Origin of the sequence: Microvirga sp. BSC39 (assembly GCF_000739015.1) — a bacterium.
Classification (GTDB): Bacteria; Pseudomonadota; Alphaproteobacteria; order Rhizobiales; family Beijerinckiaceae; genus Microvirga.
On the sequence record NZ_JPUG01000078.1, the window covers coordinates 211568 to 224448 of the forward strand.

Sequence of the window (12881 nt, forward strand, 5' to 3'; positions counted from 1 at the left end):
CGCATCGTGCGAAAAAGTGGCCCCGGTTTTTCGGCCTACACGATGCGCAAGTTTTAGATCAGGCATCGGATGGATCCCAAAAGTGCATTCCACTTTTGGGTCCGATGCCTATACCGTCACCTGCGTGCCAACCTCGACCACGCGCCCGGTGGGAATCTGGAAGAAGTCCGTCGCGTCGCTTGCCGATTTCGCAAGGCTGATGAACAGCTTGTCCTGCCAGAGCGGCATGCCCGACTGGCTCGCCGGGCGGATCGATCGCCGCGACAGGAAGAACGATGTCGCCATGATGTCGAACTTGAAGCCCCGCTTGCGCAGGATCGCCAGCCCGCGCGGGATGTTGGGCGTTTCCATGTAGCCATAGCTCAGGCGGATCCGCCAGAACGAATCGCCCACATGCTCGATGGAGACGCGGTCCTCGTCCTCAACGCGCGGGATATCCGCGCTGTTGACCGTGAGGATCACGTTCTTCTCGTGCAGCACCTTGTTGTGCTTGAGGTTGTGCAGGAGCGCGGCCGGCGCTGTGTCCGGATCGCTCGTCAGGAACACGGCCGTGCCCTTGACCCGGTGCGGCGGGCTCTTCTCCAGCATCTGCACCAGCTCGACGAAAGGCACGTCGATCTTGCGGGTCTTCTCGAACAGGATCCGGGTTCCCTTCACCCAGGTGAACATGACCACGAAGAACGTGCCGGCGATCAGCAGGGGCACGTAGCCGCCGTCCAGGAGCTTCACAAGATTCGAGGACAGGAAGGTGAGGTCGATGAGCAGAAGCGGGATCATCACCAGGCCTGTCTTCACCGGACCCCAGCCCCAGCTCCGGCTCATCACGATGCAGGCGAGCAGGGTGGTCACGACCATGGTGCCGAACACCGCGATGCCATAGGCGCTGGCGAGGCTGCTCGACGAGCCGAACAGGATCACGAGGGTCACGACGGCGGCAAGCAGGAGCCAGTTCACGCGGGGCAGATAGATCTGCCCCTGGTGGGTCTCCGACGTGAAGCGCACCTCAAGGCGCGGCAGGATGCCGAGCTGGATCGCCTGCCGGGTCAGCGAGAAGGCGCCTGTGATCACGGCCTGACTCGCCACGATGGTCGCAAGCGTCGCCAGGATGACGAGCGGCAGGAGCAGCCATGGCGGCGCCAGCAGGAAGAACGGATTGGCGATGGTCTCCGGGTTCGACAGGACCAGGGCGCCCTGGCCGAGATAGTTCAAGGCGAGGGCCGGGAAGACCACCGTTCCCCAGGCCATGCGGATGGGCTTGCGGCCGAAATGGCCGAGATCCGCATAGAGGGCCTCAGCTCCGGTCACCGCAAGGCACACGCTTCCGAGAATGGCGAAGGCGGTTCCCGGATGGGTGACCAGGAAGGACACGCCGTAATACGGGTTGAAGGCGAGAAGAACCTCCCAGTCATCCGCAATGTGGAGAAGGCCGAGACCGGCCATGGTCACGAACCACAGAAGCGTGAGAGGCCCGAAGAAGGCCGCCACCTTTCCGGTGCCGCGGCTCTGGACGGCAAACAGGCCAATGAGGATCAACAGGGCGCCCGGCAGAACATAGCTCTCGAAGGAGGGAGCGACGAGCTTCAGGCCCTCCAAGGCGGAGAGCACGGAGATGGCCGGCGTGATGGCGGCGTCGCCATAGAACAGGGCCGCTCCGGCCATGCCCATCACGAGCACGGGCAGGCTTCGGCGTCCAAGTGCCAGCTGCGTCAGGGCCACCAGCGTCAGGGAGCCGCCTTCGCCCTTGTTATCGGCCCGCAGCAGCAGAATGACGTATTTGATGGTGACCGTCAGGATCAATGCCCAGAGCAGCAGCGACAGGATGCTGATGATCAGTTCACGGGTCAGGTCCACCGGCACGCCGTGATGCCCTCCGGTGGCGGCTGCCACCGTCTCACGCATGGCGTAGAGCGGGCTGGTGCCGATATCGCCATAGACCACACCGATGGCGCCAAGGGTCAGGGTCCAGAAGCTCGCCTTGTGGTGGCTCTCGGGAAGGGTAGCCTCAGGGACTGCGGAATCCGCATGTCCAGGGGCGACGGCGTGCTGTTCTGCCATAGGTGCTTTTCTTTGCGGATGTGCCCGCGGACGGCCCTTGTTGAAAGTCCCTGCAAGCGACGAAGGGCGGCCCCTTCTTGAATAACGCAGCGGCCGTCACTGCCGGCGCGGCGGGCTTCTAGCACATCGCGCCTGAGCTTAAAACGGAATTTCTCTCAGGGTTCCACGGTCCAGCTTGCAGCCTCATTCCGCGGCATCGCGACCGGGCTGACCGTAATTCTTGTCGATGTAGTCGATGACGATCTTCTGGAAGTCCTGGGCAAGGGTCGGCCCGCGCAGGGTCATGGCCTTCTTGCCGTCGATGAAGACCGGGGCCGCCGGCTGCTCGCCGGTGCCGGGAAGCGAGATGCCGATATTGGCGTGCTTCGACTCGCCCGGCCCGTTCACGATGCAGCCCATCACGGCCACGTTCAGGTTCTCGACGCCCGGATGGGTGCGGCGCCATTCCGGCATCGAGGTGGAAATCCAGGTCTGGATGTCGCGGGCCAGCTCCTGGAAGACGGACGAGGTGGTGCGCCCGCAGCCGGGGCAGGCGGCCACCAGGGGCACGAAGGTGCGGAACCCCATTGTCTGGAGCAGCTCCTGGGCTGTCTTGACCTCCAGGGTCCGGTCGCCGCCGGGCTCCGGCGTGAGCGAAAAGCGGATCGTGTCGCCGATGCCCTGCTGGAGCAGGATGCCGATGGCGGCCGACGAGGCCACGATGCCCTTCGACCCCATGCCGGCTTCGGTCAGTCCGAGATGGATGGCATAGTCGGAGCGGCGGGCGAGGTCCTGGTAGACGGCGATCAGGTCCTGCACGGCCGAAACCTTGGCCGACAGGATGATCCGGTCGCGCCCGAGGCCGATCTCCTCCGCGCGGGCGGCCGAGAGCAGCGCCGACTGGATCATCGCCTCGCGGGTGACCCAGCGCATGTCGCGCGGGTTCGCCGAAGCGGCGTTCTCGTTCATGAGATGCGTAAGCAGTTCCTGATCGAGGGAGCCCCAGTTTGCGCCGATGCGCACGGCCTTGTCGTGCCGGATCGCCTGCTCGACGATGGCCCCGAACTGCCGGTCCTTCTTCTCCTTGAAGCCCACGTTGCCGGGATTGATGCGGTACTTGGCCAGCGCCTCGGCGCAGGCCGGGTGATCGGCCAGCAACTGGTGGCCGATATAGTGGAAGTCGCCCACGAGGGGCACGTCCACGCCGAGCCGGTCGAGCCGCTCGCGGATCTTCGGCACGGCGGCCGCGGCCTCGTTGCGATCCACCGTGATGCGCACGATCTCCGAGCCCGCCCGGGCGAGCGCCGCCACTTGGGCGACGGTGGCGTCCACATCGGCCGTATCCGTGTTGGTCATCGACTGGACCACGATTGGAGCGCCGCCGCCGACCATGACGGAGCCTACGCGCACGCCTACCGTGCGGTGGCGCGGAGCGGGGCCGCCTAAGCTCTCGGATGCGGGATCGGTCTCAGGAGACGAGATGAAGGACATGCTGCAATCCACGACGGCAGCTCCGGGCTGCCGCCGTTTAGCTGATGCCAAAAGCCCTCCTCGTCAAGCGCGGCTTAGAGCATCGGTCCCGAAAGTGGACCTGCTCGTCTGGGGGCTCCGCCGAACTCCACCCCCCTGAGCGGCGAAAGCTCACGGATTAGTGAACATCCTGGCAATGAGGGCACTGGCCGGTGATCTCCAGGGCGCGGGCCAGAGGCTGGTAGCCCTGCGCCGTCAGCACCCTGCGAACGGTTTCCGCCACGTCGGTGCAGGTGATCTCGGTCGCCTCGCCGCAATCCTCGCAGATCAGGAAGGCCGGGACCCCATGGCCGCTCGTGCTGGCGATGTAGGCGTTCCGGCTCGCGAGGCGATGAGCCAGGCCGTGCTCGATCAGGAAGTCCAGGGCGCGGTAGACCGTGATAGGGGCCATCCGCCGTCCCTGGGAAACGAGGGCATCCGCCAGGTCGTAAGCCCCGAGCGGCTTGGCGGCGCCGAGAAGCACCTCGAGCACGCGCCGGCGGATCGGCGTCAGCCGCACGCCCTTGGCCCGGCATAGAGCCTCGGTGTCCGCCAGGATCTTCCCGGTGCCGGAGGCCGGGGAGGCCTGGAAGCGAGCGGTTTCGCCAGGAAGGTGGTGCTGCAGGGATGGAGTGTGGACCATCGGGATCCCTCTTCGAATAAGGCTGAAGGTTGAAGGCGATGCGGCACCACACCTGAAGTTCAGGCATATCCACCTCGTTCATAGATGTTATAACACTACATGTTTCGAGGGGTAAACAGCAAAGTCTGTTGTTCGACACTTAAAAGTCGATCGCGACTACCGAAAACGCCAGACACTCGACTTCTTGATGTCGGAGTCCTCTAGGGTCCGCGTGACCGGCACCTCGTACATGGCCAAGCTCTCGAGCCGATCCTTCGGCAGATAGCTGCGCCCCGGATCGCCGATCAGGACCGTCGCTCCGCGATTGCTCAGGCTGAGCAGCCACTCAATCACGCGGGCGGCAAGATCATGCTCGTAGCAGATATCGCCGGCCAGCACCGTGTCCCACCCCCGGTCCTGTCCGACGATATCGGCGGCAAGGGGGGCGACGGCAACGCCGTTGGCCTGCGCATTCACACCGATGGCCGCGATGGCGAAGGGGTCGATGTCGCAGGCAATCACCTCGGCAGCCCCGGCCTTCATCGCCGCGATCGCCACGAGGCCTGACCCAGAGGCAAAGTCGAGCACGCGTCGCCCACTCACCGTGTCGGGATGATCGAGGATATAGCGCGCCAGCGCCTGCCCGCCCGCCCAGGCGAAGGCCCAGAAGGGTGGGGGTAAGCCGATCTCACCGAGCTCCTCCTCGGTCCTCTGCCACAGCTCCGTGGCCTCGTCCGCCACGTGGAGCATGATCTCCGGCGCATGGGGGACCGGGAGGAGCCGGGTCTCGGCAAGGATGAAAGCGACCGGATCGGTGATCATGAGGCCAGCATGGAGCGGTACAGCTCCTTGACGCTGTCCATCACGTCCCGTTCCGTGAATCCGTCGAGAACCCGTAAGCGGACGGCCTCGCCCATGCGGACGACGCGATCCGGCTGGCCGGAGAGAGTCAGGAGGGCTTCGGACAGGGCTCCGGCATCGCCCGGCGGCACGAGCAGTCCCTCGACGCCGTGCCGCACGAGGGTCCGGCAACCGGGCACGTCGGTCGTCACGATGGCACGGCCACAGGATGCTGCCTCCAGAAGCGTGCGCGGCAGGCCCTCGCCGCCGCGGGAGGGCAGGCAGGCCACGTGATGCTCCCGCCAGACGCCCGCGATATCCCGCGTCGCGCCATGCCAGGCGATGCCGGGCTCCTCGCCCCAGGCCTTCAGGGTCGCTTCGGGGATCGCCTTCGGGTTCGACGGGTCGGGGGCGCCGTAGAGGGAGAGCTCGATGGGTGCCCCTTTCGCCCGCGCCGTGCGGACCGCCTCCACGGCCACGTCGATGCCCTTGGACCAGAGCATGCGGGCGACCACCGCAACCTTGAACGGTGGCTGGACCCGCAGGGGGCTGGGCTTGAGGGCTTCAGGATCGACGCCGGCTCCGCCCAGGATGGTGACGTGGGCCCCTGCCGGGTCGAGGCCGAGGAGCTTCGGATCGTCGGTGTTCTCGAAAACGTAGTGGGTCCGGCTCGTCTGGAGGCCGCGCATCAGCAGACGGATCGCTCGCTGCGACAGGCGTCCGACCATGTCGGTCCGGGCGCCGAGAAACCCAAGGCCGGTGAGCGCATAGACCCGCCGCCCGACACCGGCCAAGGTGGCGGCAAAACCGCCGAGCAGGATGCCCTTGAGGGCAATGCAGTGGACGAGATCGGCTTTCTCGGCCTTGAGAATGGCCGCCAGCTGTCCGGAGGCATCGCCCATGGTGATCGGGTTCAGGCTGCGGCGCTCGATGTCGAGCGGAACGATCTTGACGCCCAAGGCCTCGATCGCTTCCCGGTGCGCCCGCACCCGTGTGACCACGGTCACTGCAAGCCCCAGTTCGCGGGCGGCCCTCACCATCGGCAGGAAATGGGAGGCGAAGAACCAGTCCTCGGTCACGACGAAAACGAGCTTGCGGCCAAGGATCTCGGGAGCTTGGGTCTCAAGAGCGGGAGAGGAGGGCAAAGGACGATCCGGGTGAAGCAAGGCGCCCTTGTAACCTCCCCATGAGGGAAAAGGGAACTCCCCTCGGCTGCACCCGTTGCCGTCAACTTGTGCAACGGGAGGAACCTCATGGCGGATTGGCTGCCGACAGTTCTGGCGACCATCGCGGGCATTCTCTCCACGTCGAGCTTCGTTCCCCAGGTGCTGAAGGCCTGGCGCGAGAGGGACACGGCCGCCATCTCCAAGCACATGTACATCGTGACCGTCACGGCTTTCATCCTGTGGACGGCCTATGGATTCCTGATCGGTGCTTGGCCGCTCATCGTCTTCAACCTGTTGAGCCTGGGCCTCAGCGCCACGATTCTCATCCTGAAGCTCCGCAACGATCGCAGCGGGACCGGCGCGCCGTCCGCTGCGTCGACCTCACGCAGGGAACCTGAGGCAGCACGGCCCGGTTGACGTTCTGCTCTTCAGACAAGGCGCCCCATGCTGCTGGAACCCAACGCCACCACCGAGAACATCGTCGACCCCCGGGATGCCGCCGAAACGGCAGGCCTGCTTTACGTCTCGGACGAGGAGCCCGGCATCCGGCGCAAAAAATCCGGCAAGGGCTTCACCTATCAGAAGCCCGATGGCTCAAGGGTTGCCGACAAGGCGACGCTCGATCGCATCAAGTCGCTGGCCATACCGCCGGCCTACACGGACGTGTGGATCTGCGCGAAGGCGAATGGCCACATCCAGGCGACGGGGCGCGATGCCAAGGGCCGCAAGCAGTATCGCTACCACCCGGCGTTCCGCGAGGTCCGCGAGAGCACGAAATACGAGCACATGCTCGAATTCGCCCGAGGGCTGCCGGCCATCCGCGAGACCATCGACGCGCATATGAGCCTGCGCGGGCTGCCGCGGGAGAAGGTGCTGGCCACCGTGGTGCACCTGCTCGAGAACACCCTCATCCGCGTCGGCAATGCCGATTACGTGAAGCAGAACAAGAGCTACGGCCTCACCACCCTGCGCGACCCGCATGTGAAGGTCGAAGGCGGCGAGCTGCGCTTCCAGTTCAAGGGCAAGAGCGGCAAGATCTGGAAGCTACAGGTGAAGGATCGGCGCATCGCCAGGATCGTGAAGGCCTGCCAGGACCTTCCCGGACAGGATCTGTTCCAGTATCTCGACGAGAACGGCGAGCAGCAATCGGTCACGTCCGCCGACGTGAACTCCTATCTCAAGGAGATCACCGGCCGCGAGATCACGGCCAAGGATTTCCGCACCTGGGCCGGCACGGTGCTCGCCGCGCTCGCTCTTGCGGAGTTCGAGGAGTTCGACAGCGACGCCAAGGCCAAGAAGAATATCCGGGCCGCTATCGAGAAGGTCTCGGCCCGGCTCGGCAACACCCCGAGCATCTGCCGCAAATGCTACGTGCACCCCGAGGTGTTCTCCTCCTATCTCGACGGCGAGCTTCTTCTTGAGGTCAAAGAGGAGATCGAAACGGAGCTGCGCGAGGAGCTGCCATCCCTCAAGCCCGAAGAGGCCGCGGTTCTCACCCTGCTGCAGGAACGCCTCTCCCGCGAGGTGAAGAAGCAGGAAGAGGCGAAGCCTGCCAGGAAGCGACGTGCATCGTCGGGCAAGGCGCAGGCCAAGGTCCAGGCCGAGTTGCGCCCCTGAAATTCACCGTCATCCCGGATCGGCTTCGCCGTCCGGGATCGTCAGAAAAAGTTCAAGGCACCTACAGTGACTTGACCCGCCACAGCTCCCATGGTCCATCGCATCCACATCAAGCGTGACCGGATGAGATGACTCGTTCTCTGAAATCAATAATCTCTCTTGCGGGGTTGCTGGCCGCCATCTTTGCCGGCGGTGTTTCGCATGCCGTCGCTCAGAGCACCCCGCCAAAGTCTTGGCCCGAGGTGAAATGCGAGCGCTATGGAAAGGCCTGGGCAGAGGCGCTTATGCGGCGGGGCAGGCAGGGCCTGAGCCCGGAGTTCATCGAGCGTCACGAGGCTTTCCTCGCATCCGGCTGCACGACGAAGGCCGATGTCTGCCCCAGGTCCACGGAGGAACTCGACATGGCCAACATCATGGTGGTCGCAGCCATGAATGCCGGCACGGCGAGCACCTTTCCGCCCTTCGCCTGCCGCAAGTGATCGTCGGCCTGGGATTTCAGCCTCTCGAACATTTTCCTCAAGCCCCGCGTTAGGCCCTCGTCCCTTCTTTCAGCGAGGTTCCCATGCGCATCCATCACCTCAATTGCGGCTGCATGTGCCCGGTGGGCGGACGGCTCTGGGATGGGGTGAGCCGCGGGCTGACGGCGCATCTGGTCTGCCACTGCCAGCTGATCGAGACGGATCGCAACGGGCTCGTACTCGTCGACACGGGGATCGGCGCCCGTGACGTGGAGGATCCCTACGAGCGCCTGAGCCCGCTTTTCGTTCACGTGAACCGCATTCAGCTGGAGCACCGCTACACCGCTGTCGAGCAGGTGAGGAGCCTCGGCTTCTCTCCGCGCGATGTGCGCCACATCGTGCTGACGCATCTCGACTTCGATCATGCGGGCGGCCTCGAGGACTTTCCGGATGCGACGGTGCACGTGCTGCGCGCCGAACTGGAGGAGGCCGAGGTTCGGCAGGGCTTCATTCATCGGCGCCGCTACCGTCCGGAGCAATGGGACGGCGTTCGCGACTGGCGATTCTACGACCGGACAGGTGAGCGCTGGTTCGGCTTCGGCTCCGTGCGCGACCTCGACGGCCTGCCGCCCGAGATCCTGATGATTCCCCTGCCGGGCCACACGATGGGCCATGCGGGCATCGCCATCGACACGCCCCAGGGGTGGCTGCTGAACGCGGGCGACGCCTATTTTCACCGGCACGAGATGGACGAGGACCCGTCCTGCACGCCGGGGCTGCTGGCTTACCAAAAGCTGATGGAAGAGAACCGGCCGCTGCGCCTTCACAACCAGGAGCGCCTGCGGGACCTGGCGAACGATCCTCGCAGCAACGTGAAGATCTTCTGCAGCCACGATCCCGTGGAGCTCGAAGCCCTGCAGCGCCTGAGCAACGGATGGCGTCCGCTTCGCTCGGACCACGGGGCCGGAATGGGGGTCCGCTAGCCGTCCGACCCCTGGTCCCGGCCTGCCGCCGCCCTAAAAGCAGGCAGGTACGTCGACAAGGGGAAAGCGGATATGGAATTTGATGCCCTGCTGCTCTCGCGCATCCAGTTCGCGTTCACGATTGCCTTCCATATCATCTTTCCGGCTTTCACCATCGGTCTCGCCAGCTGGCTCGCGGCGCTGGAATTCAACTGGCTGCGCACGGGCAACCCCCTCTACCGCAATCTCTTCCGCTTCTGGGTGAAGGTCTTCGCGGTCTCCTTCGGCCTCGGCGTCGTGTCCGGCATCGTCATGAGCTACCAGTTCGGCACGAACTGGTCGCGGTTCTCCGAGTTCACGGGCAACGTTCTCGGGCCCGTCATCGCCTACGAGGTCATCACGGCGTTCTTTCTGGAAGCGGCATTTCTCGGGATCATGCTGTTCGGCTGGGAGCGTGTCGGCGACCGCCTGCACTTCTTCGCCACCTGCATGGTGGCCCTGGGCACGCTCATTTCCGCGTTCTGGATTCTCTCCGCCAATTCCTGGATGCAGACGCCGGACGGCTTTGCCATCGAAAACGGCAAGGCGGTTCCGGTCGACTGGTTCAAGGTGGTGTTCAATCCATCCTTCCCCTTACGCTATACCCACATGGTGATGGGCTGCTATCTGACAACGGCCTTCGCGGTTGCTGGCATGTCCGCCTGGATGCTGTTGCGCCATCCGCACGATGCGCCGGAGTCAAAGCTCGCCGCCTCGCGGCGTTCGCTGTCCATGGCGCTGTGGTTTGCCACGATCTTTGTGCCGGTCCAGATCATCATCGGCGATCTTCATGGTCTCGGCGTGCTGAAATATCAGCCGACGAAGCTTGCCGCCATCGAAGGCAACTGGGATCGCATGTCCAACATGCCCCTGCGGCTCTTTGCGATCCCCGACGAGGTGGCGGAGACGAACCATTACGAGATCGGCATCCCGAAGATCGGCAGCTGGATCCTGACCCATGCCTATGACGGCGAGGTTCCCGGGTTGAAGGAAGTGCCGCCCGAGGATCGCCCGCCGGTCTGGCCTGTCTTCTTCTCCTTCCGCATCATGGTTGCCATCGGCTTTGCGATGCTGGGCATCGGTCTGTGGAGCCTTTACCTGCGGTGGAAGGGCACGCTGTTCACCAACAGAACCTTCCTGACCGCAGCCATGATCATGACCCCGTCGGGGTTCGGTGCGGTGCTCTTCGGCTGGTTCACCGCCGAGATCGGCCGGCAGCCCTGGGTGGTCTACGGACACCTGCGCACGGCGGATGCGGTCTCGCCCGTCACGGCCGGCGCGGTCACCGCGTCGCTCCTGACGTTCGTCGTCGTCTATGCCTTCGTGTTCGGCTTCGGCTCCTACTACCTCGCCAAGCTCCTGCGGCGCGGCCCCGATCCGATCGAGGACATCCGCGGCGATGATCTCGGCAAGAAACCGAAGCGTCCGTTCTCCGTGCCGGACGAAGGCATCGAAGGACGGCCCGGCGACAAAGCCCTGCCTGCGCGATAGGAGACGGCACCATGTTCGGTTTCGGAACGGAATACGAGGGAATGGCCTTCTGGCTGCCGCTGATCTGGTCGGGCCTCATCGCGGTCGCGGTGGCCATGTACGTGATCGTCGACGGCTTCGATCTCGGCGTCGGCATCCTGTTCAAGGCGGCTCACAACGAGAACTGGCGCGACCGCATGATGTTTTCCGTCGCGCCCATCTGGGACGGCAACGAGACCTGGCTCATCCTCGGCGGCGGCGGGCTCTTCGCCGTGTTCCATGTAGCCTATGCGGTTCTAATGCCGGCGCTCTATGTGCCGATCATCCTCATGCTCATCGCGCTCATCTTCCGCGGAGTGGCGTTCGAGTTCCGCTTCAAGGCGGACCGCTCGAAGTTCCTGTGGGACAACGCCTTCTTCTTCGGCTCCCTGCTCGCGACCTTCTTCCAGGGCATGGTGCTCGGCGCCTTCGTGCAGGGCTTCGCCAATGATGGGCGCCAGTTCACCGGCGGCACCTTCGACTTCCTCACGCCGTTCAGCGTGCTCACGGGCATCAGCCTGATCTTCGGCTATGCCCTTCTCGGTGCGACCTGGTGCGTGATGAAGACCACCGGCGAACTGGAGATCTGGGCGCGGCGCATGGCGGTGCGGTTCTTGGCTCTCACCATCATGGGCATGGCGGCGGTGTCCCTGTGGGTGCCGTTCCTCGGCCGCGAGATCGAGACGCGCTGGTTCTCCTGGCCCAACATTGCATTCCTGGCGCCGATCCCCCTGGTCACGGCCTATCTGGCCTACCGGCTCTTCCGCGATCTGGAGGAGGGGCGCCATTACCGCCCGTTCTTCCTGACGATCGGCCTGTTCCTGCTGGGCTACCTGGGACTGGGCATCAGCCTCTTTCCCTACAACGTGCCGCCGAACCTCACGATCTGGGACACGGCCAACACGGTCAGTTCCCAACTCTTCGCCCTGGTGGGCTTCGCCATCGTGATGCCCATCACATTCGCCTATACGGCCTACGCCTATTGGGTCTTCCGCGGCAAGGTGGCGGAGGAGATCTCGGGCGGCGGCTACGGGTATCACTGATGCGGGACGATACGCATCGGTCTGGAGAGCGGCGCGGGAAGCGCCTGCTCTGGTTCGTCTTTCTCTACGTGGCGAGCCTCGCGATCTTCGCGGGGCTCGTCTACAGCCTGCGGGGCTTGGTGGCTGACGTTTACCGATAGGTACCGATGAAGCCCTTATCGGTCAGCACGACCCAGCGGGCGCCGCGACGCTCGATGGCCTCGACCTTGCCGACACCGGGAAGGATTCCGCCCGGCATGACCTCATAGAGACGGCGGTTGCGGCTCTCCACGAGCGCTGCGCCGTTATAGACCTCGCGCAGCACCCAGCCGTCGACCGGCTCGCTCTTGACCGGCTTCGGCGCGGGCGCCTCCTCACGGGCTGCGGCCTCGGTGACCGGAGGTGCCGGGGGTGTGGCGGGAGCAGCCGGTGCGGCAGGCTTCGTGTTCAGGGCCGCCAGGGTGGTCATGATCTGGCTTTCCATCCTATCCAGCCGCCCCTCGAGGGAGGAGAGCTTCTTGGCAGGCTCCTGAAGGCTGATCGCAAGCCGCTCGACCTTGTCGGTGAGTTTCGCCTGGTCCGACTTCGCCGCGGTGGACGACGTGTGCTCGATCTCCCTGAAGGCCGTGGCCGTGTTCTTGAGTGTCTCGAGGTCGCTGCTCAGGCGGGCCAGGATCTCCTGGCTGCGGGCCGTCTCGGCTTCCAGCTTTTCGATCGCGTCGCGGTTGGCGAGCGTTCCCAGATAGGAGGCGGACCAGCCGGCGCCGACCAGCAGCAGGGCGATGGCCGCCTGGGCGATGACCTGGGAAGGGACAAACCGGCGGCTCGCAGCATCGACCGCCTTCGCGCCGGAAGTCGGCGGTACGGGCTTGGCGCTCTCACGCGCGCTATTGACGGCCTCGGCCAGGGCAGCGCTTGCCGGAGAGACGATCTGGACAGCGCCGTCGGACGACGCGCCGGTCTCCGGCTTGGCTGGGCTGCGATCCTGAAGACGTTTGTTGGTGTCCATAATGCGACCTCATTTGCAGGTCACAGACGATTAACCACGAATGTTTACCAAAGCGTTATGGTTAAGTTTTTTGGCTGCATCGCAACCCCCTCTA

The 12881-nt window shown here is 64.7% G+C and carries 13 protein-coding genes; 7 read left to right on the top strand and 6 right to left on the bottom strand.

Annotated elements, in window-relative coordinates; translation table 11 throughout:
- Positions 1-108 precede the first annotated feature (108 nt).
- The 5 genes from MA07_RS25080 to MA07_RS25100 all read right to left on the bottom strand — a co-directional run bounded on the left by MA07_RS25080 (position 109) and on the right by MA07_RS25100 (position 6150).
- A complete protein-coding gene (locus tag MA07_RS25080) occupies positions 109-2055 on the bottom strand; it encodes a potassium transporter Kup (RefSeq protein WP_036358599.1) in 1947 nt (648 codons plus the stop codon).
- Positions 2056-2238: 183 nt separating this feature from the next.
- Complete coding sequence (gene ispG, locus MA07_RS25085; RefSeq protein ID WP_036358602.1) at positions 2239-3525, bottom strand: flavodoxin-dependent (E)-4-hydroxy-3-methylbut-2-enyl-diphosphate synthase; 1287 nt, start codon at positions 3523-3525, stop codon at positions 2239-2241.
- Positions 3526-3682: 157 nt separating this feature from the next.
- On the bottom strand, positions 3683-4186 hold the full coding sequence (locus tag MA07_RS25090) for a Fur family transcriptional regulator (RefSeq protein ID WP_081929161.1): 504 nt from the start codon (positions 4184-4186) through the stop codon (positions 3683-3685).
- A gap of 156 nt (positions 4187-4342) precedes the next feature.
- Complete coding sequence (locus MA07_RS25095) at positions 4343-4987, bottom strand: methyltransferase (protein WP_152569018.1); 645 nt, start codon at positions 4985-4987, stop codon at positions 4343-4345.
- Positions 4984-6150, bottom strand: coding sequence for a glycosyltransferase family 4 protein (locus MA07_RS25100; RefSeq protein WP_081929162.1), 1167 nt, complete (start codon positions 6148-6150; stop codon positions 4984-4986). Before MA07_RS25100 ends, MA07_RS25095 begins: the two co-directional genes overlap by 4 nt.
- 108 nt (positions 6151-6258) lie before the next feature.
- Here MA07_RS25100 and MA07_RS25105 point away from each other — a divergent pair, with 108 nt between their 5' ends.
- The 7 genes from MA07_RS25105 (at position 6259) to MA07_RS30315 (ending at position 11939) form a co-directional block, all read left to right on the top strand.
- Positions 6259-6588, top strand: a complete 330-nt coding sequence (locus tag MA07_RS25105) for a SemiSWEET transporter (protein ID WP_036358605.1) — start codon at positions 6259-6261, stop codon at positions 6586-6588.
- A gap of 27 nt (positions 6589-6615) precedes the next feature.
- Entirely contained in the window at positions 6616-7788 is a 1173-nt protein-coding gene (locus tag MA07_RS25110) for a DNA topoisomerase IB (protein ID WP_036358609.1), read from the top strand.
- 128 nt (positions 7789-7916) lie between these two features.
- Entirely contained in the window at positions 7917-8267 is a 351-nt protein-coding gene (locus MA07_RS25115) for a hypothetical protein (RefSeq protein WP_152569019.1), read from the top strand.
- A gap of 83 nt (positions 8268-8350) precedes the next feature.
- The gene (locus MA07_RS25120) at positions 8351-9229 is read left to right on the top strand and encodes an MBL fold metallo-hydrolase (RefSeq protein WP_036358615.1); all 879 of its coding nucleotides are present in this window, start codon (positions 8351-8353) and stop codon (positions 9227-9229) included.
- Positions 9230-9301: 72 nt separating this feature from the next.
- On the top strand, positions 9302-10738 hold the full coding sequence (locus MA07_RS25125) for a cytochrome ubiquinol oxidase subunit I (protein ID WP_036358618.1): 1437 nt from the start codon (positions 9302-9304) through the stop codon (positions 10736-10738).
- An 11-nt stretch (positions 10739-10749) separates the two neighbouring features.
- Positions 10750-11799, top strand: a complete 1050-nt coding sequence (gene cydB / locus MA07_RS25130; RefSeq protein WP_036358621.1) for a cytochrome d ubiquinol oxidase subunit II — start codon at positions 10750-10752, stop codon at positions 11797-11799.
- Positions 11799-11939, top strand: a complete 141-nt coding sequence (locus MA07_RS30315) for a hypothetical protein (protein WP_160195496.1) — start codon at positions 11799-11801, stop codon at positions 11937-11939. Before cydB ends, MA07_RS30315 begins: the two co-directional genes overlap by 1 nt.
- Here the strand turns inward: MA07_RS30315 and MA07_RS25135 are convergent.
- Entirely contained in the window at positions 11930-12787 is an 858-nt protein-coding gene (locus tag MA07_RS25135; protein ID WP_052003514.1) for a hypothetical protein, read from the bottom strand. The genes MA07_RS30315 and MA07_RS25135 overlap by 10 nt on opposite strands.
- Positions 12788-12881 lie beyond the last annotated feature (94 nt).